Source organism: Actinomyces wuliandei (assembly GCF_004010955.1).
Lineage (GTDB): Bacteria > Actinomycetota > Actinomycetes > Actinomycetales > Actinomycetaceae > Actinomyces > Actinomyces wuliandei.
Genome location: NZ_CP025227.1, coordinates 1,923,148 through 1,945,871 on the forward strand (window position 1 = coordinate 1,923,148; position 22,724 = coordinate 1,945,871).

Below are 22,724 nucleotides of genomic sequence, written 5' to 3' on the forward strand. Positions count from 1 at the left end.
CGGTGAGACGACTGAGACGAGAAAAGACCGGGCTGCCTGCGCTGCCCGGGCCGGGCGGCCCAGGCAGCGCAGGCCAACTCAGGCCAGGTCCTTGAGCCGGGACTCCAGGGCGGACACGGCGTCCTCAGCGGACCCGCCCTTCTGGAGCTCGGGGTAGACCGCGTCCTGGATCGCGGCGGTGACGTCGCCGTAGGCCACCGCCTGCGGCCTGCCCCTGGCGGCGTCCAGGGAGTCCTTGAGGATCGGCAGGTAGGGGAACTTCTCCAGCATCTCCTTGTCCTCGTAGAGGGAGCCGAGGATGGGTGCCAGGGTCTGGGTGTCCAGGGCGTAGCGCTCGGACTCCTCGGAGGTGAACCACTTGATGAACTTCAGGGCGGTCGCCTTGTTCTGGCAGTTGGTGGTGATGGCGCAGTTGTGCCCGCCCAGGGTGGGCACAAAGGCGTTGCCGCCGATGGTGGGCAGCGCGGCGACGTCGAACTTGTCGGTGCCGAGGTTCTCCAGGTTGTTGGCGTACTGGTAGGGCCACTGCCGGTAGAAGAGAAGGGAGTCGCTCTCGAAGGCGTTGCGCCCGTCCTCCTCCATCCACTCCAGGGCCTTGGTGGGGATGTAGTCGCTGGTGAAGGCGTCGATAGCCGCCTTGACCCCGGCAACAGTCTCCGGGGTGTTGATGACAAGGTTGCCCTCGTCGTCGTAGAAGGCGCCGCCCGCCGTGTGGATGAACTCGGAGATGTTACAGGTCAGGCCCTCGTACTTGGCCCACTGCCCGCCAAAGCCCCCGATGTCCTCGTGCCCTGGCAGCGCGCGCACGGCGTCGACCGCAGCGGTGACCTCTTCCCAGGTGGTGGGCACCTCCACCCCAGCCTCCTCCAGGAGGTCCTTGCGGTAGAACATGACCGGCGCGTCGGTGGCAAAGGGCATGGCGTAGAACTTGTCCATGTAGACGCCGGTGTCCCACACGGGCTGGATGATGTCGTCGTTCTTGAGCTCGTCTGCGGGCAGCTCCACGATCCACTGGTTGGCGGCGAACTCAGAGACCCACACGTTGTCCACGGAGATGACGTCATAGGCCTCAGAGCTGGTCTGGGCGTTCTGGACCATGGACTGGCGCTGCTGGTCGGCCTCTGCGGACAGCTCGATGAGGGTGACCTTCTCATCGGGGTAGAGCTCGTTCCACTCGTCGATACGCTTCTGGACCATCCCGCCGGAGTTGTCCTTGCCCTGGACCCACGTGATCGGCCCGGTGCCCTCGAAGGCGACCTCACCCCCGGAGGACCCCGAGCCACCAGAGCCACCAGAGCCGCTGGAGCAGGCAGCCGCAGCAGCAAGGGCGGCAGCCAGCGCGGAGCCCTGCATGAAACGGCGACGGGGCAGAGTGACCATGTTTCCTCCTTGAAACGAGCAACACGCAGGGTCGGCGACTGTGCAGACCCACTCGATATCGACGCGCGTCGACACCGAGTGCAAGGGTACACAGTCACTCCCGTCCGGGCAACTTCACCGCGCCCCCGTCGTCAGCTCCTCCCCTGCGTCCGGCCTCGTGCGCCTCGCCAGGCCCCAAGGACCTGCGACTGTGAATTTCTCCATAAGGACGCTGTGGTTCTCTCACCCCAGGCCGCCTCGGCAGGAGTCTGTTCTTGCCACAATACCCGAGTGACTACTCGCCCTGTCCCCAGCCTGGAGGCCGCACGGCCGCAGAGCTACCCGCACTCCCTAACTGACGGCGTCAGCGCCACCGCCGTGCCCTTCGAGCCTGAGGCGCACTGGTCGGTTCCCTGGCTGCTGGCCCAGCGCGTCTCCCGCAGCGGCGACCGTCCCCTGGTGGCACGCAGGTCCTCCCTGGGCGGCGCCTGGCACAACGTGTCCGCCAGGGCCTTCAGCGACGAGGTCACCCAGGTGGCCGCAGGCCTCATCAGCATGGGTCTGGAGCCGGGCCAGCGCGTGGGCATCATGGCCCACACCTCCTACAGCTGGTTCCTGCTGGACATGGCCATCGCCCGGGCAGGCCTGGTCTCGGTGCCCATCTACGAGACCAGCTCGGCCGAGCAGGTCCGCTGGATCGTCTCCGACGCGCAGGTACGCCTGGTCGTCACCGAGACGGTCACGCTGTCGGACCTGGTGCGCGAGGCCTCCCGCGAGGTAGGCCACGAGGTCCGGGTCATGGCCCTGGACGCCGACGCCGTCGCCGACCTCGTCGAGGCGGGCAGGAGCACCAGCCTGGCCCAGGTGGACGAGCGCTCCGAGGCGCTGCGCAGCGACGACCTCTACTCCATCATCTACACCTCTGGCACGACCGGCCGCCCCAAGGGGGTCGAGCTGACCCACCGCAACGCGGCCGGCATCCCCCACCACGGGGTGCGCTACCTGCCTGACGTCCTGCGGGGCAGCGACGTGCGCCTGCTGCTGTTCCTGCCCCTAGCCCACGTCTACGCCCGCTGCCTGCAGCTGCTCTCCCTGGCGGGCGACGGCGTGCTGGGGCACACCCCCGACGTCAGCACGCTCCTGGCAGACATGCAGTCCTTCGCGCCGTCCTACGTGCTGGCTGTCCCGCGCGTGCTGGAGAAGATCTACAACGCCGCCGACGCAGCGGCGGGCAGCGGCGCGCGGCTCAGGCTGTTCCGCTGGGCCTCCCGGGTGGCTATCGCCTACTCCCGCTCCCTGGACACCCCAGAGGGCCCCTCCCGAGCCCTGCGCAGCTCGCGGGTGGTGGCGGACAGGCTGGTCTACCGTCGGATCCGCGCCCTGCTGGGCCCCAGCGCCAAGTTCGTCATCTCCGGAGGCGGTCCCCTGGGCGAGAGGCTGGGCCACTTCTACCGCGGCATCGGCCTGGTCATCCTGGAGGGCTACGGCCTGACCGAGACCATCGGCCCGGTCAGCGTCAACGGCACCTGGCTCAACAAGATCGGCACCGTGGGACCGCCGGTGTGCGGCAACCAGATCCGGGTCAGCCCGGAGGGCGAGATCGAGACCCGGGGGCTGGGCGTGTTCTCCGCCTACCACAACGACCCTGAGGCGACAGCGGCAGCCTTCACCCCTGACGGCTGGTTCCGCACCGGCGACCTGGGCACGGTCGACGAGGACGGCCACGTCCGCCTGACCGGCCGCAAGAAGGAGATCATCGTCACCGCAGGAGGCAAGAACGTCGCCCCCAGCCTCCTGGAGGACCGCCTGCGCGGCCACCCCCTGGTCAGCCAGGTCGTCGTCGTGGGCGACGGCGAGCCCTTCGTCTCCGCCCTCATCACGCTGGACGCCGAGATGCTGCCGCAGTGGCTGCACAACCACGGCCTGCGCCGGATGGGCGTGACCGAGGCAGCCTCCCACCCCCGGGTCCTGGCTGCGCTGGACCGCGCCGTGGCCCGCACCAACGAGGTGGTCTCACGCGCGGAGTCCATCCGCACCTACCGGGTGCTGACCACGGACTTCACCGAGGCCAACGGCCTGCTCACGCCCTCACTCAAGGTCAGGCGCGCGGAGGTGCTCCGGGCACACGGTGACGTCGTGGCACAGATCTATGCCTCCTCCGGGAAGGGGCCTACCGAGGGCTGAGCGGGGCATGCATACTTGCCGCCATGACCCATGACGACACCACGCCCACGGAGGGTGGCCACTCCCCAGGCGGTCCCGTGCGCGAGCTCAGCACCGAGCCCCTGGTACCCGCCCACCCCGGGATGACCTGCCCCTGGGCCCTGGCCGAGCGGGTCAGCCGAAGCCCCGAGGGGGCGCTGGTCTCCCGCAAGACCGCCCTCGGGCGCGGCTGGCAAGACATGAGCGCCGCAGCCTTCCGCACCCATGTGAGGGAGGTGGCTGCAGGACTGGTCGCCACAGGCCTCCAGCCCGGCGACGCCGTGGGCATCATGGCGCGCACCTCCTACGAGTGGACCCTCATGGACTTCGCGGCCTGGGAGGCCGGGCTGGTTGTCGTCCCGGTCTACGAGACCGCCTCGGCCGAGCAGGTCCAGTGGATCCTGACCGACTCCGACGTCCGCCTGCTCCTGGTCGAGGACCGGGCCATGGAGGCGATGGTCAGCTCGATCAGGGCCTCACACCCCCACCTGGCGCGCCTGACGGTCCTGTGCGCCGAGCGTGAGGCCCTCCCCTCCCTGGTAGCCGCAGGGCGGAGCGTGGAGGCCGCCGAGCTCGACCGGCGCAGCGCGGCCCTGACCTCCGACACGCTGGCGACTGTCGTCTACACCTCCGGCACCACGGGGAGACCCAGGGGTGCCGAGCTCACCCACGGCAACCTCGTCCACCTGTGCGTCAACGCCTGCGCCCACGTCCCGGAGGTCCTGGGTGGCCCCGACGTGCGGATCCTGCTCTTCCTTCCGCTGGCCCACGTCCTGGGGCGCTTCCTGGAGATCGCGGTGGTGTGCTCCGAGGCTGGTGTCCTGGGGCACGCGCCCGACGTGAGGAGCCTGGTCCCCGACCTGGAATCCTTCCGGCCCACTGCGGTCCTGGCGGTCCCCCGGGTGTTTGAGAAGATCTACAACGCTGCGGACGCCCGGGCGGCCGGCACCAGGCAGAAGGTCTTCCGCCTGGCTGCCAAGACCGCGATCGCCTACTCACGCGCCCTGGACACCGCCGGGGGACCCTCGCGGGCGCTGCGCGCCCAGCACGCAGCCTTCAACCGTCTCGTCTTCACCCGCCTGCGCTCGGTGCTGGGCGGCCGGGTCCGCTACGTGGTCTCCGGCGGGGGTCCCCTGGGCGAGAGGCTGGGCCACTTCTACCGGGGTGTGGGCGTGACCGTGCTGGAGGGCTACGGCCTGACCGAGACCATGGGCCCCTGCACAGTCAACCTGCCGGGTACCACCCGCATCGGCACGGTGGGGATCCCGCTTCCCGGCTGCTCGGTGCGCCTGGCCGACGACGCAGAGGTCCTGGTCAGAGGGATCGGCACGTTTCGCGGCTACCACGACGACCCTCAGGCGACCTCGCAGGCCCTCGCCCAGGACGGGTGGCTGGCCACCGGTGACCTCGGCTCCATTGAGGAAGGGGGCTTCCTGAGGATCACCGGCCGCAAGAAGGAGATCATCGTCACCGCAGGAGGCAAGAACATCGCCCCCAGTCTCCTGGAGGACCGCCTGCGCGGCCACCCCCTGGTCAGCCAGGTCCTGGTCGTGGGCGACAACCGCCCCTGCATCGGTGCGCTCATCTGCCTGGACGCGGAGATGCTGCCACAGTGGCTGCGCTCCCACGGCCTGGAGGAGATGGACGTGGCGCAGGCCGCCCGGGACATCAGAGTCCGCTCCGCCCTGGAGAGGGCCGTGGCCCGGGCCAACCAGGCGGTGTCGCGGGCGGAGTCCATCCGCACCTTCGCTGTCCTTCCCACGGACTTCACGGTGGCCAACGGACTGCTCACGCCCTCGCTCAAGGTGCGCCGGGAGGAGGCCCACCGGCGGTTTGCCTCAGAGATCGACGAGCTCTACACCCGGCCCCTGTCTGCATAGTCCGCATGACCTCCCAGCCTCCGCACGAGCCGACGCCCGCCCCTGACAGGCCACCGGGTCACCTCCTCAGGATGCCCCCCAGGCTCCTCCCCCGGCCCGGATCTCCTGGTGGTGCTGGATCACCTCGGCGAGGATGAAGGCGTAGAACTTCTCGGCGAAGGCCGGGTCCAGGCCGGAGTCGGCAGCCAGGGACCTCAGCCGCTCCAGCTGCCGGGCCTCCCTGGCGGTGTCGGCAGGCGGAAGGTCCAGCTCCGCCTTGAGCCGCCCCACCTGCTGGGTGCAGCGGAAGCGCTCGGCCAGCAGGTGCACCAGGGCGGCGTCCAGGTTGTCGATCGTCGTCCGGTAGCGGGCCAGCTCGGGAGGCACCTCCCTGATCGTGGTGGCCTGGCTGCCATCCACGTCCGGCAGGACGTCCCAGCCGTGAGCCTGCCTGTCCTGTGCCTGGCTGCCATTGTCCTGGTTAGCGTTCATGCGCTGCGGGTCCTCTCCCCTGCCTTTGACGTCGAGCTCAGTGTGCCCGTGCCGACCTCGTACCTGGGCCTGCCGCCTCCCGCCACGGCGTCGGCGTCAACGACCACGCGGCCCACCTCCGGCATGGAGGGAACCTCGAACATGGCCTGGCCCAGGACCTCCTCCACGATGGAGGTCAGCCCCCGGGCGCCGGTCTGGCGCTTCAGGGCCAGGGTGGCCACGGCCTCCACGGCCTCGCGGGTCAGCTCCAGCTCCACGCCGTCGAGGCTGAACAGGTACTTGTACTGCGCCACCAGCGCGTTCTTGGGCTCGGTCATGACCCGCACCAGCTCGGGGACACCAAGGTTCTGGACCGTGGCGATCACGGGGAGGCGGCCGATGAACTCCGGGATGAGGCCGAAGGTGTGGAGGTCCTCGGGGCGCACGGGAGAGGTGAGGACGTCCTCCCGGCCCACGGCGGACAGCTGGGCGCCGAAGCCCACCACCTGCGCCCCGGACTCCTTGCGCTGGCGCTGCCGCACGATGTCCTCAATGCCGGCGAAGGCACCAGCCGCGATAAACAGGATATTGGTGGTGTCGATCTCCAGGAACTCCTGGTGGGGGTGCTTACGCCCCCCGCCGGGGGGCACCGAGGCGGTCGTCCCCTCAATGATCTTGAGCAGCGCCTGCTGGACACCCTCACCAGAGACGTCACGAGTGATGGAGGGGTTCTCCGCCTTCCGGCCGATCTTGTCGATCTCGTCGATGTAGATAATGCCCTTCTCGGCCCGCTTGACGTCGCCGTCAGCAGCCTGGATAAGCTTGAGCAGGATGTTCTCCACGTCCTCGCCCACGTACCCGGCCTCCGTCAGAGCGGTGGCGTCCACGATAGCGAAGGGGACGTCCAGCAGTCGGGCCAGGGTCCTGGCCAGGTGCGTCTTTCCGGTCCCGGTGGGACCCAGCAGGAGGATGTTGGACTTACCCAGCTCGAGGCCGTCACCCTCAGCCACGGCGCGCTCACGCACCTGAACCCGCTTGTAGTGGTTGTAGACGGCCACGCTCATGGCGCGCTTGGCAGCCTCCTGGCCGATCACGTACTCGTTGAGGAAATCGAAGATCTCCTGCGGCTTGGGCAGCTCCAGCGGTACTCCCGCGCCGGAGTCGCCCAGCTCCTCGTCCACGATCTCGTTGCACAGCTCAATGCACTCGTCGCAGATGTAGACTCCGGGACCTGCGATGAGCTTCTTGACCTGCTTCTGGCTCTTCCCACAGAAGGAGCACTTGAGCAGGTCGACACTCTCAGCGTTTCGCGCCACCGGGGATCTCCTCCAAACTCAGTGCGACCAAATCCGCGCGGGGTGGGACACGCTGCCAGCCTACGGTGGTCCCGCTCGGGATGCTTCCGGAACTCGGCCGCGTGTCTGAGAAGCAATATGCCACGTTCCTCACCTTGTGGCTACCCACAGCCCGGCCTGCCCACATGCTGGTCGCCACCGCCGGTGCCTCGCTGGCCTCCGTCCCGGTCGCGCCGGGGTTGCCAGGGCCAGGAACAGGGCGGGCCTGGGCGGGCGTCATCCCCCACCAGGCCCGCCCCGCACGCCAGGGTCAGCCGGGCACAGGATCAGGAGGAGTGCGGCGACGACGGCGCCTTGCGTGAGCTCAGCACCTGGTCGACAATGCCGTAGTCCTTGGCCGCCTCCGCAGTAAGGATGGTGTCGCGCTCCAGGTCCTTGTGGACCTCCTCACGGTCACGGCCGGTGTGGGCGGCCAGGGTGTCCTCCAGCCAGGTCCGCATACGGTCAATCTCGTTGGCGACGATCTCGATGTCACTGGCCTGGCCGTGCACCCCCTCCATGGCAGGCTGGTGGATCAGCACCCGGGCGTTGGGCAGGGCCAGCCTCTTGCCCGGGCTCCCCGCCGCCAGCAGCACTGCGGCAGCCGAGGCCGCCTGGCCCAGGCACACCGTCTGCACCTGCGGCTTGATGTACTGCATGGTGTCGTAGATCGCCGTGAGCGCGGTGAAGGAGCCACCGGGGCTGTTGATGTACATGGTGATGAGGCCGTCAGGGTCCTGGGACTCCAGAACCAGCAGCTGGGCCATGATGTCGTCAGCACTGGCGTCGTCGACCTGGACGCCCATGAAGACGATCCGGTCCTCGAAGAGCTTGGCGTAAGGGTCCTGGCGCTTGAAGCCGTAGGCGGTGCGCTCCTCGAACTGAGGCAGGACGTAGCGGGACTGAGGCACGGCGCCCGCCTGGGCGAGCTGGCGCGCCGCGGCCTGGAAGTAGGGGCGGGTGGTCATTGGGTCAGTCCTCCCCGTTCTGCTGGCCGATCTCCCGGCTTGAGCGCACGATGTGGTCGACGAAGCCATACTCCAGGGCCTCCTGCGCGGAGAACCAGTGGTCGCGGTCGGAGTCGGCGATGACCTGCTCCACGCTGTGACCGGTGTTGGCGGCGGTGATCTCCGCCAGCTCGTGCTTCATCTTGATGATGAGGTCGGCGTTGATGCGGATGTCCGTGGCCGAGCCACCCGCACCGCCGGAGGGCTGGTGCATGAGCACCCGGGCGTGCGGGGTGAGGTAGCGCTTGCCCTTGGCGCCGGCCGAGAGCAGGAACTGCCCCATGGAGGCAGCCAGGCCCGTCGCCACCGTCACCACGTCAGGCTGGACGTACTGCATGGTGTCGTAGATCGCCATCCCGGCGGTCACCGACCCACCGGGGCTGTTGATGTAGAGGTAGATGTCCCGCTTGGGGTCCTCGGCAGCCAGCAGCAGCATCTGCGCACAGATGGCGTTGGCGTTGTCGTCACGCACCTCGGAGCCGAGCCAGACGATGCGCTCCTTGAGGAGGCGGTTGTAGATGGAGTCGGTCAGGCCGAGACCCGCGACGTTGCCCTCAGCCGCTCGGGGAGCGGCGGGCGTGTAGAGCTCGCTCACGTCAGTCCTCTCAGTGTCGGTCACGCCAACGCTAACCTGCGCCCCAGAACCAGCATGCCCGGGCTGCCACGCTTTTCGCCCACGGCGCAGGTTGACCAGGCGGACAGCCCAGACGTGCCGACTCGTATTATGTCCCACGCCGAGGGCGGCACGCGGGCACCCGCAGGCAAACGCACAAGGCGCCCAGCAACCCGGCAATTACGACGAGCGACGAGCCACGAGCGATGAGAGGACGCCATGCCCACCACACCCGTCTCTGAGTCCCTGTTCTGCCTGGGCCTCAATGAGGCCCTGCCGATCAGCGAGGAGGCAACCACCTCGCGCGTGGTCGTCAACAACGACGTCCTGCGCACTGTCATCTTCACCTTTGACGCGGGGCAGCTCCTGACCGAGCACGCCTCCACCAGGGCCGTGGTGGTGACCCTCCTGGAGGGCGAGATGGACTTCTCGGTGGGCGAGCGCACCGAGCGCATGACTGCGGGAGACGTCATCTACCTGGCCCCAGGCGACCGCCACGCGCTGACTGCGGTCACCCCTTGCCGCATGCAGCTGGTCATGGTCGAGGACAGGACATCCGGGCAGGGCTGAGAGCCACAGGGTCACGGATGGGCTGGTGGGACACACGGCACCAACCAGTCCATCCGGAGGCTTGCGAGGCCGCCTCAGGCCCCTCAGGCCTCAGGCTGGGAGGCGGGCTCGGAGGCACCAGAGGCAGCATCGGCCTGGACGCCGTCCTCCCCCTCAGCGGGGGTGTCGGCCTCCTCCTCAGAATCAGAAGAGGCACCCTCCTGGGAAGAGGCGTCGGCCTCGTCGGAGCCGATGAACTCCGTCAGGTCCACCGGCTGGCCCGCCGAGTCAGTGACGCTCACCCGCCGCAGCGCGACTGCCAGGGACTTGTTGCGGGCGATCTCCGCGACGAAGTTCGGCATCTGCCCGGCCTGCTGCGCCCCCTGGATGAACTGGGCGGGCTCCATCCCGTACTGCTGGGCGGTCTGGAAGAGGAACTCCCACAGCTCGTCCTGGGAGACCCCGACCTCCACCTGCTCCACGAGGACGTCGAGGATGATCTGGTCGCGCACGCTGGAGACCACGTCGTCGCGGATCTCCTTGGCGTGGTCGTCGTCAGCCTCCTTGCCCTCGGCCTGGAGGTGGCGGGAGATCTCCTGGTCAACCACGGCCTGCGGGACCTCGAAGTCGATGGCGCCACGCAGCGCCTCCAGGAGGGCGTCGCGGGCGGCCACGGCCTGCTCGCTGGTCCGGCGCTGGGCGACCTGCTTGGACAGGTCCTCGCGCAGCTCCTCAATAGTGTCGAACTCGGAGGCCTCCTGGGCGAAGTCGTCGTCGGCCGCAGGGAGGTCGCGCTGCTTGACGGCGGAGGCGGTGACCGTGACCTCGGCCTCCTCGCCCTCGTGCTCACCACCGGCCAGCGTGGTGGTGAAGGTGGTGGACTCCTCGGCCTTGAGGCCGCGCAGCGCGGTGTCCAGCCCCTTGAGCATGTTGCCCTTGCCGATCTCGTAGGAGACGCCGGAGACGGAGTCCACCTCCTCCCCGTCGATGACCGCCGTGAGGTCGATGGTGACGAAGTCGCCGGTCTTGGCCTTGCGGCCCACGGACTTCAGGGAGCCGAACCGGGCACGCAGGCTGTCGAGCTCCTCGGTGACGTCGTCCTCACTGACCTCCACCGCGTCCACGGTCACCTCCAGCGAGTCCAGGTCGGGGATGGTGATCTCGGGGCGGACAGTGACCTCGGCGGTGAAGACGAGCTGGCCGCCGTTGGCGCCGGAGACGTTGGGCAGCTCGACGACCTCGACCTCAGGCTGGATCATGGGCACTCGCTCAGAGGTCTTCAGCGCGTCCTGGTAGAGGTCCGGCAGGGCGTTGTTGACGGCCTCCTGGATGACGGCCGCCCGGCCCACGCGCTGGTCAATGATGCGGTTGGGGACGTGGCCCGGGCGGAACCCCGGCACCTGGACCTGGGAGCCGATCTCCTTGTAGGCAGCCTCAAGGCTGGGTTGAAGCTCCTCGTAGGGGACCTCCACGGTCAGCTTGATGCGACTGGGGTCAAGGTTGTCGACAGTGGTCTTCACGAGGGCTGCTCCCAATAGGTGTGTACGTTCAGCGGTACCGGCGATCCGGTGGACACGACATGGTGTCAATCCGGGCCATCTTAGGGCACACCCGCCACAACAGGGCCATCCGCCCTGGCCCGGGTCCATGACGCTGGACACAGCCGGGCGCCTGGTGGTCTCGCGCGGTGACGCAGCAGACGCTTTGACAGCACGGCACGCATAGTATGTTTCCACATTACAGTCGGCATAGGTGTCGGCTAGACCTCCTGGACCTCCTGCCGCCGTAGGACGGACGATGGACACGTTGACTATTGGGGCACCTGCAAAATCCCACACCGCTGCCTTCACCCAACGCCATGAGCGCAGTGCTGCAACAGTCGCAGCGTTGCGGGCGACTGCCTGGCTTACCCCGCTGCTGTGCCTGGCCATCGGCTCAGTCGCCCTCGTACAGCCGCACAGCGTCGCGGCACCCCGGGAGGTGCCCGCGCACACTCAGCCGCACAGCCGCACCAGGCCCCCCTGCCCGCCGACGGGGCGGGTGGGGAGCTTCAGAGGTTCTACAGCCAGGAGGTGGAGTGGTACCCCTGCTCGCCGACCGACGGCCTGGCTGGCACACAGGCAGCAACAGCGTTCACCTGCGCCGTGGTACAGGTTCCTCTGGACTACGACGATCCTGGGGGTACAGTAATCGACATTGCCCTCAAAAGGCGCACGCACACGGGCGGCAGTCCTCTGGGAGCGCTGTTCGTGAACCCGGGTGGCCCCGGCGGCTCAGGAGTGGCCCTGGTCGAGTCGCTCGACCACTACGTGTCCACCGAGGTGCAGCAGTCCTACAACGTCATCGGGTTCGACCCGCGTGGAGTCGGGGCGTCCATGGCGATCACGTGCCCCGCCAGCGACGGTGACGCCTCGGGCGCCGACCTGGCTGAGAACGCCACGTGGAGCCTCGACGACGGCAGGGAGCTCCCGCCCAGCATCGACCCGCTTGTCGGTGCTGATATTGGTGCTGAGGTCGCGGACGACAGGGCCGACGGGCACGTGGGGGCAGCCGCTGACCCTGATGCGGACCAGCAACGTGCCGAGGTGTCGCGCCGATACACGGACCTGAGGCGGCGGTGCGAGGCCGGTACCGATCCCGTGGCCCTGCTCGATCACGTGGACACTGAGTCGGCGGCGCGCGACCTTGACGTGCTGCGCGCGGCCGCAGGGTACCAGGTGCTGAACTACTTGGGCTACTCCTATGGGACCTTCCTGGGCACCACCTACGCTGACCTCTTCCCCTCCAGGGTGGGCCGGTTCGTCCTGGACGGCGCCATGGACCCCAGCCTGTCCCTGCCAGCGACCCGCCTTGACCAGGCGCACGCGTTTGAGAGGGCGCTGGGAAGCTACGTGGAGTACTGCCTGTCAGCAGACGGATGCCCGCTGACGGGAGGATCCCAGGCAGGGGTGCAGCAGGTCCGGGACCTGATCTCCTCGGCCTCGCAGTCACCTCTGGCATCCTCCGACCCGCAGCGTCAGGTTCACGGGACCGAGCTTGTCCTGGTCATCAAGCGGATGCTGTACGCACCTGAGTACTGGGCAGTGCTTACCACCGCGCTGGCGCAGGCCGTGTCAGAGGCTGACGGCTCCACCTTCGCACTGCTCCACGACCAGCTGACGTCTGGCAACCAGGGGCTGGCTGGCGCCTACAACGCCGTCACCTGCCAGGACTATCCCGCCTCAGGCTCCGCACAGGAGTGGACGGAGCAGTACCACGAGCTGCAAGCGGCCTCACCGACCTTTGGCGAGAGCCTGGCCTGGTCAGAGGCCGGGTGCGCCGCTTGGGGACACAGCGGGACACGTGTGCCCCGCACCGGTGCACGCCCAGGGTGCTGCACCAGTCCTTGTGGTGGGCACGACGGGCGACCCCATTACTCCTTACGAGTGGTCCGTCTCCCTGGCTGAGCAGCTCGACTCCGGTCGGCTGCTGACGTGGGTCGGTCACGGGCACACTGCCTACGGACGAGCCGGTCAGTGCGTGGAGGCTGCCGTTGACGCCTACCTGCTTGTCGGCACTCTTCCGGAGGAGGGGGCAACCTGCCGCTGAGACCTTGCCGTACATCCACACAGCCGCCCAGCCTCATAGGCGAGTTCCTTACCCCTGTTTCCTTACCCCTGGGGGTGCGCAGTGGCGCTTACATTGGCGGAGGGAGCAGGAACCACCTGGTACCTGACCTGGGCCATCGACTTGACCATCTCATCGTGCGTGGCGATGACAACGATCTTGTCGGACAGGTAGGACCTGAGGATGTCGGCAAAGACGTGTGCGTACTCAGAGTCGACGTGTGCCGTGGGCTCATCAAGGATAACCACGGGCCTGCGGGAGCAAGCCGCCCTCACCCACGACAGGCGCTGCCTCTCGCCCCCGGAGAGCTCGGAGCCGCCAAATCCTATGTCTCCCTCGTAGGGAGGCAGGAGGCGGTAGCTGAGGCCGGTCATGCTGAGCAGGGTCCTGGCAAGGCCGCTGTTCTCCCCGGCTAACAGGTCAGGGGAAGCTCCCAGCTCGTCGTCGAGGCTGGCAAAGACGACGGGGGCCTCCTGTGGCACGTAGTACACGGCCCCCAGCCGCCGCGCCGACAGGAAGGACCTGGCGTGGCGCCCGTCAAGCACGATGCTGGCCCCGTCAGTCTCCAGGGTTCCGATGACGGACTTCAGGAAGTAGGACTTTCCGGTACCAGAGCGCCCCTCGACGACAAGCACGTCTCCCTTGCCCAGTGAGCAGATCCGTCTGCCCTGGGCATACAGGTCCAGCCGACGGACTGGCTCAGTCCTCGTGCTCGTGGCAGGTCTGTGCCTTATGGTGGGAGTGCTCGTAAACTCTCTCACCCGTCTTCGTGCCGACCGGAACACGAGCAGCTTGGACCAGAAGTCTGGCAGGGCGGTGATGGTGGGTGTCAGCAGGGTGTAGTACATCGACAGGGCCACGAACTCGGCAAAGCTCATCTCTGCCTGCTGGACCGAGCGGCCTCCGATCAGGAGGACGGCCAGCTGCCCGGTCAGGGTCCAGAAGGAGGTGGCGGGCCCGATGAGGTAGGTGATCATCGAGTACCGCAGCGCGATCCGCTTGAGCGCCTCCGCGCGGTCACGTACCAGGACCGCTGCCCTGTCCCCCCGGTCGCCCAGGACGGCTGAGGGCGACTTGGAGAGCACGTCGCGGTAGCGGGATATCAGGTCCGCCTGCCCTTCCTGCACCTGCCGGATCGAGGTGGACAGGGCCGGGCTGGTGGACCCCGTGGTCGCGGCGGACAGCAGCGCCACCGTCACCGCGACCAGCAGAATCCACATGTTCAGTCTCATGAGGCCGTAGGCGCTGACACTGCCGACGATGACGAACCGGGAGAACAGCGTGGCGCACAGCAGGCCCGAGTCCACTCCCGAGGCTGCGTCGTTGACGAGGCGGGCGGCACCGTCGGCGGCGCGCGTCTCACGGTCATCCTCCTTGAAGCACGCCCACAGGTAGGGGCTGAGCCTGGAGGAGCGGATCTCCAGGAGCGTGTTCTGGGCGGATCTCGCCAGCATGTACCCGCCTAGCGAGGAGAAGAGCAGCTGGCCCAGGGTCACGGCGACCAGGGCCAGCAGGTAGTCGTTGTACACCTGCCCGCTGGCGAACACCGCGAGCGTTCCCGCCGTTGTTCCGGGGATAATGACTGTCAGCACGTTGGCGATAACGAGCAGCGTCAGCGGAACTATGTACCGCAGCCTTAGCAGGCTGGTGGAGCGGTCCCGCCGCACGCGAGCCAGAGCGAGGGGAGGGTAGCGGCCTCTCGTCGCAACATGCTTTGCCATAACACCGTGCTCCCAGTGGTCGCGGCTCACCAGCCTCTGTGCAGGCGGAGGAAAGATCGCGGACGGAGCCAATTGGTATCAAATCATTTAAAAGACTACCACGGCCGCATGAGGCCTCGCGTGATCGTCACTGTGAGTTCCCGGGACACATCGGGAACAAAGCCCCCTCCCAACCCTCGTGCTCACGGGAAGGCCTTGGGCAGGATCGCCGGTGATCCCCACCCAAGGTCCCCCCACTTCAGCTGACCACCGGCCCGGCTGCCGCCCTCGGGGTGGCTACAGCGTGACCTTGATGGTCCCCGCAGGGCTGCGTGGCCCCCACGGTCCAGTCTTCTCTCTTCTGAGGTGACCCCATGCCCCAGCCGCGCCATCAAGCGATACTCCCGGCGTAGGGCGGGCGGGCAAGAAACACCTACGCGTGCGCGGTCGCGTGGGTGTCCTGGGTGGTGAGGCTGCCGTCCGTGACGTGCAGGACGGGACCCTCGACCCTGCCGACCAGCTCAAGAGTGCGGCCGTGGTAGGGGTAGGTCAGTACCACGCTGCCGTCAGCGGCCGGTGAGATCTCCTGCCGACGGGTGGCGCTGCGCACCAGTGCACGCAGCCGGTTCTCGCTCAAGCCCGCCTCACCCAGGTCGCGAGCCGCAGCGCTGGAGAAGAACGACCGGTCCGCAACTACCGAGTACTGGCTACTCCGATCCGCGAGAACCGGGGCGTCTGCGCCAGCACCCCACGCGTTGACGTTGACTACAGCGTTGGCGTTAGCTGCCAAATTCACTATCACAACCGGAGCTACCAAAATTTGAGGGTCAGGGTTGTTGGGGTCGGCTGCGACCCGTGGGACGCTGTCGAGCACTACGTAGCGCATCCCCCCAAGGGGTGGACTCCAGCACTTCTCCCAGTTGTTCCATCTCGGTACGCGACGCCCTGGGGAGAAGTGCTGTTCCGCAGGAGAACAGGAACGCCTGTGGGTCCTCCTCGAAGACCTCCCGATCGTCTGCGGACTCCGCCAGCACCTCCCGAAGACGCACCAGCAATTCAAACGACGCCTCAGAGCCGTCCGTCATGTCTGTCTGCACCCTGTTTTCCTGGCTCATGATTACCCACTCCTTTTGATCACCCACTCCTTTCTCCTTCACGTACTCTTGCACGTGGATCTGACCCCGATCAGTTCCTGTAGATCCTCTCCTAGAACACATAGAGCACTACTTAACCCGCGCATCATCCCCCGTAGGCTGAGCCTGACGGTTCAAAATCCATGCGTGTATCTCAGCAGAGATGGCAGACACAATTGTGACAACAATTATTAGCACCGCTACCCAGACGAGCTGACCTCCAACTACCTCAGGCTCAATAAAAGACATGCCACCAAGGAAAAATAGAAGCGCGGCTACGCCGAGCAACAGTCCGTCCACCAGGAATATCACTGCATAACGCCTGTGTATCTCCGTCCAGGTTCTTTCCGACTTGAGGACGTTCCACGTCCGTATACCAACAATCCCACTACGCGGGAGAGTGCCTCTCCTGCACACCACAAACATCCACAGAAGAACTGGGATGAATGCAGCAACAAGCAACCCCGCCCCAAGGAGTTCACCACGCACAGGACCACCCATGACTCTCTACCTTTCAAGGATTAGGTGCACGGACCTACCGCGCACCCGCCGAGACCACCAGCCCCAGCCAAGGAAGGGCTCCAGGCACCACCTTGGCCATCACGCCAGCGGCACTGATGACGTGCGGCCCAGGCAACCGTCACCACGCCCAACGGGAGCCTCACCAAGGCCTCACACGCAATAATATACCTCATCACCAAGACGTTGGCAAGGGGTCAACAAGCCATCGACAGCCACGCCAATCCCCCTCGGCACACAGTTGGCCTCGTGACCTGCGAAAACGCATTACCACAGAACGGCCTGACATGATGCCTGGAAGTTCCTGAGAACAATAGAGGGCCCCTGGGCCGAGAGCACCCTGACAGGGGTACGTCAGCCAGAGCCGACCTCCCGGCAGCAGAAGCAGCCCCAGACGGGAGGGACGTCACACGTCTGGAGCCCGCCACGGGGTGGAACTGCCTCCGCAGGAGCCGTTATAGTGTCCGACTGTCCCGATGTCAGTGGATCGACGATCCCCTAGCAGGAGAGGAGCGGGCTCATGGCAGTGCCGAAGCGGAGGATGTCCCGTAGCAACACCCGCAACCGTCGCTCGCAGTGGAAGGCCAAGCTTCCTCGGCTGCAGACGATCCGGGTCAACGGACGGGACATCACGGTGCCGTCCCGCCTGGCCAAGGCCTACAGGACCGGCCTCATCGAGTACTGAGGAGCAGCGGGGCAGCGCCCCGTCACTTGCGGGTGTAGCTCAATGGTAGAGCCTCTGCCTTCCAAGCAGATGGCGCGGGTTCGATTCCCGTCACCCGCTCTGAGGAGCCACCTGGTGCCGCAGTGTGCGCGGCGCCAGGTAGCCCACCCGGGCTGTGGCGCAGTTTGGTAGCGCACCTGCTTTGGGAGCAGGGGGTCGTGGGTTCAAGTCCCGCCAGCCCGACCACACCTCACCGGCACTCACCAGCTGCAGCCGGAGGACCCGTCTAGACCCACCAGCACGTCTGCCCCGACGTCGAGTCAACCGGCCCGATGACGGTCGTGGATGGCGCCCCGCTGTTCACGACTGACAGCGCGTAGGTGTAGACAGTGGTGCCGCACTGCTCCCGGTAGAACTCCAGCAGCTCCTCAGCGGACATGTCCCGCCCTCCGTACAGGGCAACAGAATCCCGCATGCTGTGCAACCACGCCGAACCTGCCCCCAGGTCGATCTGCCCAAGAAGGACCAGGCAGAAGGAGAGGCCCTCGCACTCCTGCGAGGCCTGGTGGACCAGGCCCTCCACCGCAGAGTGCTGCTCACTGCCGGAGGACATCCCGATGGTGGTGAGCCTCCCGCCCTCGGCAAGCAGCGGCAGAGCGGTGGCGAGAATCTTCCTGGTCACCGCCAGCCCGTCCGGCCCGCCGTCGCCCACAAAGGGGTAGTCCACCGGCCCGGGCACAGGGATCAGGGGAGGGTTGGCGAAGACGTAGTCGTACGTCCCGTCACCGTGCAGCTCCTCCACCGGGCGCCCCACGAACTCCGCCTGCCCTTGCAACCCGTTGAGCCGCACGTTGCACTGGCACAGGCTCAGTGCCAGCGGATTAGCCTCCACGAAGGTGACTGACGCACCAGATCTGGAGGACAGCAGCCCCTGGATCCCCGGGCCCGCACAGACGTCCAGGACCCGCCGGTCAGGGCCGGGGTAGACCTGTAGCCGGGAGGCCAGGGCAAGGGAGTCGGTTCCGTAGTAGAGGTTCTGGCGGCGGGCAGGCAGGTCGGAGAAGTACAGCAGGCCGTCCTGCACCGACAGGCACAGGCCCCGCAGGCGGAGCGTGCCGTGCTCGGTGCTGACCAGCCCCGCCGGCTCCAACTCAACCAGCGCCGACGACAGTCTGCCGGGAAGCGCCTCGGTCGCCACGGACCCGCCGAGCTGAAGAAGAGTGCAGGCGGCCTGCAGCCCCTCCGGCAGGTCAGTGAGCAGTCCTCTCAGCGCCTGTTGGGGCTGGTCCCGGTGCAGCAGCGAGGACAGGACGTCGATGTAGCCGCTGTCAGTCAGTGCCCGGTACAGCAGGCGCCCCGCACCGTTCCCGATCCTGTCTGGGTGGAAGTAGCGCACAGCAGTCATGACCGCTCAACAATCCTGTGCGCCAGCTTGGCCACCTCCACGTCCAGCCGGATCTTGTCCTGATGGCGGTATATCTCAGCCAGCATGCGCCGGTCCGTGGTCAGCGTCTCGCACACCTCGCATATTGAGGAGTACTCGGCCTCGATCTCCTCCTGCGTGGCTCCCGTGGCCAGGGAGTACAGGTAGGAAGGCCCCAGGTGCCTGATGGCGTCGAGCACCAGGGCCTGCTGCGGCCCGGTGGTCAGGTGGTACTGCCGACCACCGCTACCGTCCTCAGCCGGGACCGCGCCACGCAGCGAGAGGATCTCGTTTCCCTCAATGTTGACACCGCAGCACACCCCGACGCTGCCGTCGCCCATCATGGTCACGGGCTTCAGCATGGCGGCGCACCCTCCGGCAAGGTGGCCGGGCTCCCGGGCGCTGGGCTCCGGCAGGTAGTCCCTGCGCAGGCCCCGGCCCAGGCGCGAGACCTTCGTGTTCGAGATGGCGTAGGCAGTCCCGTCGGCCTGGGGCTGCGGCATTGCTCGGTTCATCTGCTCGTCGTACACGTCCGGCACGTCCTCGCCCAGGAGGTCGCGCAGACCGTCAGGCGTCAGCCTGCTGCGCGGACCGCTGCACACCGCAACCAGGACCGAGGTGAACCCCCAGGCCCTTGGCGGCGCTCCACGCGCGCAGCACGTTGTCAATCGGAATCCACGCCAGGTGGAAGTCGTCGGTGGAGATGTTCAGCTCGTTGAGGCCGCACTCGCGCAGTGTGACCAGGTAGTCCCTGGCCGTGTCATAGTCCTGCGCCCAGATAGCGTTCGTCACGAGCCGGGTGCCGATTCCCCTCTCGCTGCAGAAAGCGATGGCCTCAAGCAGCGTGTCACCAAGCAAGGTCGACTCCCCACCGGTGAACACGACCAGCTGAAGACCGTGCTGCTCGTGAAGATAACTGATAAACGACTCCATCTCCTCAAGGGAGAGCTCCTCGGTCCTTTCCGGACCGGACTTCATCAGGCAGTGGGCGCACCTGGCCTGGCACCTGTCAGTGGTGGCGATAGCGAGCTCATCAATAGGCGCCCCGTCAGGGACGACCTGGACCTGGACCGGATTCTCCGTGACTGCCGTAGTCACTGTGTTCTCCTTCTCTGGGCCTGTCTGCGTGGGCTTGCGCCCTCTCTGGCTTGTGCTGTCGTGCACCTGGAGGAGATACCTGTGGACCAGGCTGCGCGCAGCCACCCTGGTCCAGCCGCTGACCAGCGGCTGGTCGGCAGCTGACTGGCACCGGCCGCACCCGGTCCTGCGGAGAGCTCATCACACCGTTCCCGCAGGCCCTGGTAGCGATGGCAGACCTGACGGAACCCCGGCTCACCTCCTTGCAGCCTGGGCACCTCCGACCTCGCCACCGCCGGTACCGACCGCGACAGCGCCCACAGACATGCTAGCCACGTCAATGGCATCACGTCCAGACGTGTGCCGACGTCGGAGATGGTGCGCTTCCACTGCTGCGACAGGCGAAAACACCTGTTCCGCCCATACCCCGTTCTTTATGGGAAGATCAGCATGACTTCCTAATAGGTTACTGGGTGCAGGATCAAAGGCACTCTCAGCGCAGGCACGCCCCGGCTCTCGGACACCGGTTCCCCACGTGCTCGCACCGCCCCGCACGCCTGCGGGCACCACTGCCCCTCTCAGGAGGCATCATGGGGCCATGAGCCGCAGCACCCGCCGCACCCGTCACGCGTCCCGGCGGGCCGCCGCCACGACATCCACGACACCCCCGGTGTCCTCAGCATCCTCGTCACCGCCCCCAGCGCCGCCCTCAACGTCACCGTCAACGTCACCGTCAACGCCCGTGCCTTCCGCCGCCGCCCAGAACCGGGAGCACCTGGCGCCTCATGGCGGCCCCTCCCCCGTCGGCTACCTCACCCTGGCCCGCGCCGAGCAGCCCGTCACCGAGCTGGAGGTCCGGCGCTCCCGGTTCCTGGCCCAGGCTGCACGGGCCGGTACCGAGGAGGCGGCCCGGGCCTTCATAGCCCGGGCACGCTCCACCTTCCCCGACGCCCGCCACCACTGCTCGGCCTTCATCGTGGCCGTTGAGGGGGCGCGGCCCGTGGAGCGCTCCAGCGACGACGGGGAGCCCTCCGGCACCGCAGGCGGCCCCATGCTGGAGGTGCTGCGCGGCACCGGGCTGGTGAGCACCGTGGTCGTGGTGACCAGGTACTTCGGCGGGACCCTGCTGGGCACCGGCGGCCTGGTGCGCGCCTACTCCGAGGCCGCCGCCCAGGCCCTGGCCGCCGCCACCCGGGTCCGCCTGGCCACCCGCCACCTGTGGACGCTCACTGTGCCCCCGGCCCAGGCAGGCCACCTGGAGGCCGGGCTGCGCGGCAGCGCCACCGCTGCCGACGTCACCGTGGAGGAGACCACGTGGGCGGCCACCCAGGTGGTCCTCACGCTGTCCACCCCTGACGCCCAGGCCGCCTCCCTGCGCCCGCTGCTGGCCTCCCTCAGCGCCGGGCGGGCCCGGCTCCACCCGGCGGGCACCCGCCTGGTCGAGGTGCCGGAGCGGCCTGACCACGCCTGACACAAGACTGCGGGTGAGGCAGCAGGGAAAGAGACGCAGGAGCGCAGGAAAAGGAGCGAAGGACGGGACGGCGGGGGAACGGACGCCAGGAAGACGACGGAAGGTCAGCAGGAAGGTCAGGAGAAGTGCCACCAGGCGGGTACGCGCGTCACGCCCACCGCGAAAACACCCCCGACAGCACCCGCAACCGCACCGTACCGATTGACGGCACCGGTGGCGGAAGGGTTAGCCTTCCTCCAACCACGGCGCCCACGCCACCTGCGTGCTGGCGTGCCTGGTGGGTCGGCCTGTCGACCAGCCCACCAAACCTACTGAGCAGGCCTGAGACAAACCGGCCCCGGCCGGACACGGGAGAGGAGGACCCCACGATGACGCTCACCGTCATGTGCGCGATGTCTCTCCCCTGCTGCCGGTGTCTCTAGGGCGCCAGGCCTTGAGGACTGTGCGCGCGTCGCGGCGCGCATGCCCGGCGCTCGCACGACTACCAGAAGACTGACGGCTCAGCCGTCCCCGGCCATCCGGGAGTCCTTGACTGAGCTCCTGCACTACGACCTCGTGGAGCCCCTGCTCAGAATCCTCCTGACGACCGCGAACCGTCGCCCCGGGCTGCTGCCCCCGCGCCCCTGACCGGCGCACTCTCCTGGATCGGCCCCAGCACCGCCGAGCGGTGCCTGCTTCCCGCAACGGCACCTACGGCACTCCCACCCCAGTACCAGCAAAGGAACACCCATGACATACGCCCACGACGTCACCGCCCTCGTCGGCAACACCCCACTGGTCCGCATCAATCGCGTCACCGACGGCGCCCCGGCCACAGTCCTGGCCAAGGTGGAGGCCTTCGAGCCAGCCTCCTCAGTCAAGGACCGCATCGCCTTGTCCATCGTGCGCGCCGCAGAGAGGTCGGGAGAGCTCCAGCCCGGCGGCACCATCGTGGAGGCGACCTCCGGCAACACCGGGGTGGGCCTGGCCATGGTGGGGGCCGCCCTGGGCTACAGGGTCGTCATCACGATGCCGGAGACCTTCTCCAAGGAGCGCCGAGCCATCATGCGGGCCTTCGGCGCCGAGCTGGTGCTCACCACCGAGGGCGGTGTGGCCGGGGCCGTCAAGCGGGCGGAGGAGATCCAGGCAGCCACCCCCAACTCCATCCTGGCCTCCCAGTTCGCCAACCCGGCCAACCCCCAGGTCCACCGTGAGACCACAGCCCGCGAGATCCTGGAGGCCACCGGGGGCGAACTGGACGTCTTCGTGGCAGGCATCGGCACCGGCGGCACCCTGACCGGCGTGGGCCAGGTGCTGCGCGAGGAGAAGCCGGAGGTCAAGGTCATCGGCGTGGAGCCCGCCGAGTCGCCCCTGCTCAGCGAGGGCTCCTGGTCCCCGCACAAGATCCAGGGCATCGGCCCCAACATCGTCCCGGAGGTGCTCGACCAGGGCATCTGGGACGAGCTGCTGCACATCGAGTCCCAGGCGGCCATCACCTACGCCCGTCGCGCCGCCGCCGAGGAGGGCCTGCTCGTGGGGATCTCCTCGGGTGCGGCCCTGGCCGCAGCCGCCCAGCTGGCCCAGCGGCCCGAGCTGGAGGGCAGGACCATCGTCACCGTCCTGCCCGACACCGGTGAGCGCTACCTGAGCACCGTCCTGTTCCAGGACCTGCTCGACTGACGACCAGACCAGACCCTGTGGCGCCCTGCCCCGGGCAGGGCGCCACAGGCACTCACTTCACGGCGCCCGAGGGCCCAC

At 67.7% G+C, this 22,724-nt stretch carries 21 protein-coding genes and 2 tRNA genes; 10 read left to right on the forward strand and 13 right to left on the reverse strand.

Features of this window, described 5'->3' with window-relative positions; genetic code table 11:
- Positions 1 to 78: 78 nt before the first annotated feature.
- Complete coding sequence (locus tag CWS50_RS07925; protein ID WP_127842355.1) at positions 79 to 1,380, reverse strand: ABC transporter substrate-binding protein; 1,302 nt, start codon at positions 1,378 to 1,380, stop codon at positions 79 to 81.
- A gap of 270 nt (positions 1,381 to 1,650) precedes the next feature.
- Between CWS50_RS07925 and CWS50_RS07930 the strand changes: the two genes are divergently transcribed.
- Entirely contained in the window at positions 1,651 to 3,543 is a 1,893-nt protein-coding gene (locus CWS50_RS07930; RefSeq protein WP_127842356.1) for an AMP-dependent synthetase/ligase, read from the forward strand.
- A gap of 23 nt (positions 3,544 to 3,566) precedes the next feature.
- Positions 3,567 to 5,441, forward strand: a complete 1,875-nt coding sequence (locus CWS50_RS07935) for an AMP-dependent synthetase/ligase (protein WP_127842357.1) — start codon at positions 3,567 to 3,569, stop codon at positions 5,439 to 5,441.
- A gap of 66 nt (positions 5,442 to 5,507) precedes the next feature.
- On the opposite strand, the gene CWS50_RS07940 is transcribed toward CWS50_RS07935, so the two are convergent.
- From CWS50_RS07940 to CWS50_RS07955, 4 genes are all read right to left on the reverse strand, one after another.
- Positions 5,508 to 5,912, reverse strand: coding sequence for a chorismate mutase (locus CWS50_RS07940; protein ID WP_127842358.1), 405 nt, complete (start codon positions 5,910 to 5,912; stop codon positions 5,508 to 5,510).
- Positions 5,909 to 7,207 carry an ATP-dependent Clp protease ATP-binding subunit ClpX gene (clpX, locus tag CWS50_RS07945; protein ID WP_127842359.1) on the reverse strand — a complete coding sequence of 433 codons (1,299 nt, stop codon included), beginning with the start codon at positions 7,205 to 7,207 and terminating at the stop codon, positions 5,909 to 5,911. Before clpX ends, CWS50_RS07940 begins: the two co-directional genes overlap by 4 nt.
- A gap of 305 nt (positions 7,208 to 7,512) precedes the next feature.
- A complete protein-coding gene (locus tag CWS50_RS07950) occupies positions 7,513 to 8,193 on the reverse strand; it encodes an ATP-dependent Clp protease proteolytic subunit (RefSeq protein ID WP_127842360.1) in 681 nt (226 codons plus the stop codon).
- A gap of 4 nt (positions 8,194 to 8,197) precedes the next feature.
- On the reverse strand, positions 8,198 to 8,827 hold the full coding sequence (locus CWS50_RS07955; RefSeq protein WP_127843345.1) for an ATP-dependent Clp protease proteolytic subunit: 630 nt from the start codon (positions 8,825 to 8,827) through the stop codon (positions 8,198 to 8,200).
- A gap of 237 nt (positions 8,828 to 9,064) precedes the next feature.
- Here CWS50_RS07955 and CWS50_RS07960 point away from each other — a divergent pair, with 237 nt between their 5' ends.
- A complete protein-coding gene (locus CWS50_RS07960; RefSeq protein WP_127842361.1) occupies positions 9,065 to 9,415 on the forward strand; it encodes a cupin domain-containing protein in 351 nt (116 codons plus the stop codon).
- An 83-nt stretch (positions 9,416 to 9,498) separates the two neighbouring features.
- Here CWS50_RS07960 and tig read toward each other — a convergent pair whose 3' ends face one another.
- Positions 9,499 to 10,914, reverse strand: a complete 1,416-nt coding sequence (tig, locus tag CWS50_RS07965) for a trigger factor (protein ID WP_127842362.1) — start codon at positions 10,912 to 10,914, stop codon at positions 9,499 to 9,501.
- A 552-nt stretch (positions 10,915 to 11,466) separates the two neighbouring features.
- On the opposite strand from tig, the gene CWS50_RS07970 reads away from it, so the two are divergent.
- Both CWS50_RS07970 and CWS50_RS13510 read left to right on the forward strand, forming a co-directional pair.
- The gene (locus tag CWS50_RS07970) at positions 11,467 to 12,840 is read left to right on the forward strand and encodes an alpha/beta fold hydrolase (RefSeq protein WP_243118243.1); all 1,374 of its coding nucleotides are present in this window, start codon (positions 11,467 to 11,469) and stop codon (positions 12,838 to 12,840) included.
- A complete protein-coding gene (locus tag CWS50_RS13510; protein ID WP_243118542.1) occupies positions 12,785 to 12,982 on the forward strand; it encodes an alpha/beta hydrolase in 198 nt (65 codons plus the stop codon). The genes CWS50_RS07970 and CWS50_RS13510 overlap by 56 nt, the downstream gene beginning before the upstream one ends.
- A gap of 62 nt (positions 12,983 to 13,044) precedes the next feature.
- On the opposite strand, the gene CWS50_RS07975 is transcribed toward CWS50_RS13510, so the two are convergent.
- The 4 genes from CWS50_RS07975 to CWS50_RS07990 all read right to left on the reverse strand — a co-directional run bounded on the left by CWS50_RS07975 (position 13,045) and on the right by CWS50_RS07990 (position 16,334).
- Positions 13,045 to 14,721 (reverse strand): ATP-binding cassette domain-containing protein, encoded by a 1,677-nt coding sequence (locus CWS50_RS07975; protein ID WP_127842363.1) that lies wholly within the window; start codon positions 14,719 to 14,721, stop codon positions 13,045 to 13,047.
- Between the two features lie 412 nt (positions 14,722 to 15,133).
- Positions 15,134 to 15,490: a hypothetical protein gene (locus tag CWS50_RS07980; protein ID WP_127842364.1), complete on the reverse strand. Its 357-nt coding sequence runs from the start codon at positions 15,488 to 15,490 to the stop codon at positions 15,134 to 15,136.
- Positions 15,491 to 15,527: 37 nt separating this feature from the next.
- Positions 15,528 to 15,815, reverse strand: coding sequence for a hypothetical protein (locus CWS50_RS13215; protein WP_127842365.1), 288 nt, complete (start codon positions 15,813 to 15,815; stop codon positions 15,528 to 15,530).
- Positions 15,816 to 15,923: 108 nt separating this feature from the next.
- On the reverse strand, positions 15,924 to 16,334 hold the full coding sequence (locus CWS50_RS07990) for an SdpI family protein (RefSeq protein WP_127842366.1): 411 nt from the start codon (positions 16,332 to 16,334) through the stop codon (positions 15,924 to 15,926).
- 538 nt (positions 16,335 to 16,872) lie between these two features.
- On the opposite strand from CWS50_RS07990, the gene rpmF reads away from it, so the two are divergent.
- The 3 genes from rpmF to CWS50_RS08005 all read left to right on the forward strand — a co-directional run bounded on the left by rpmF (position 16,873) and on the right by CWS50_RS08005 (position 17,262).
- Complete coding sequence (gene rpmF, locus CWS50_RS07995; RefSeq protein WP_119835768.1) at positions 16,873 to 17,037, forward strand: 50S ribosomal protein L32; 165 nt, start codon at positions 16,873 to 16,875, stop codon at positions 17,035 to 17,037.
- A 28-nt stretch (positions 17,038 to 17,065) separates the two neighbouring features.
- A tRNA-Gly gene (locus CWS50_RS08000) sits at positions 17,066 to 17,136 on the forward strand.
- 49 nt (positions 17,137 to 17,185) lie between these two features.
- A tRNA-Pro gene (locus CWS50_RS08005) sits at positions 17,186 to 17,262 on the forward strand.
- A 40-nt stretch (positions 17,263 to 17,302) separates the two neighbouring features.
- On the opposite strand, the gene CWS50_RS08010 is transcribed toward CWS50_RS08005, so the two are convergent.
- The 3 genes from CWS50_RS08010 to CWS50_RS08020 are packed head-to-tail and all read right to left on the reverse strand — an operon-like array spanning position 17,303 to position 19,537.
- A complete protein-coding gene (locus CWS50_RS08010) occupies positions 17,303 to 18,421 on the reverse strand; it encodes a methyltransferase (RefSeq protein WP_127842367.1) in 1,119 nt (372 codons plus the stop codon).
- Positions 18,418 to 18,969 carry a hypothetical protein gene (locus CWS50_RS08015; RefSeq protein ID WP_127842368.1) on the reverse strand — a complete coding sequence of 184 codons (552 nt, stop codon included), beginning with the start codon at positions 18,967 to 18,969 and terminating at the stop codon, positions 18,418 to 18,420. Before CWS50_RS08015 ends, CWS50_RS08010 begins: the two co-directional genes overlap by 4 nt.
- A 37-nt stretch (positions 18,970 to 19,006) precedes the next feature.
- Positions 19,007 to 19,537, reverse strand: a complete 531-nt coding sequence (locus tag CWS50_RS08020) for a radical SAM protein (protein ID WP_127842369.1) — start codon at positions 19,535 to 19,537, stop codon at positions 19,007 to 19,009.
- 577 nt (positions 19,538 to 20,114) lie between these two features.
- Between CWS50_RS08020 and CWS50_RS08025 the strand changes: the two genes are divergently transcribed.
- On the forward strand, positions 20,115 to 20,987 hold the full coding sequence (locus CWS50_RS08025) for a YigZ family protein (protein ID WP_127842370.1): 873 nt from the start codon (positions 20,115 to 20,117) through the stop codon (positions 20,985 to 20,987).
- 729 nt (positions 20,988 to 21,716) lie between these two features.
- Positions 21,717 to 22,646, forward strand: a complete 930-nt coding sequence (gene cysK, locus CWS50_RS08030) for a cysteine synthase A (protein WP_127842371.1) — start codon at positions 21,717 to 21,719, stop codon at positions 22,644 to 22,646.
- The last annotated feature ends 78 nt before the right edge of the window (positions 22,647 to 22,724 follow it).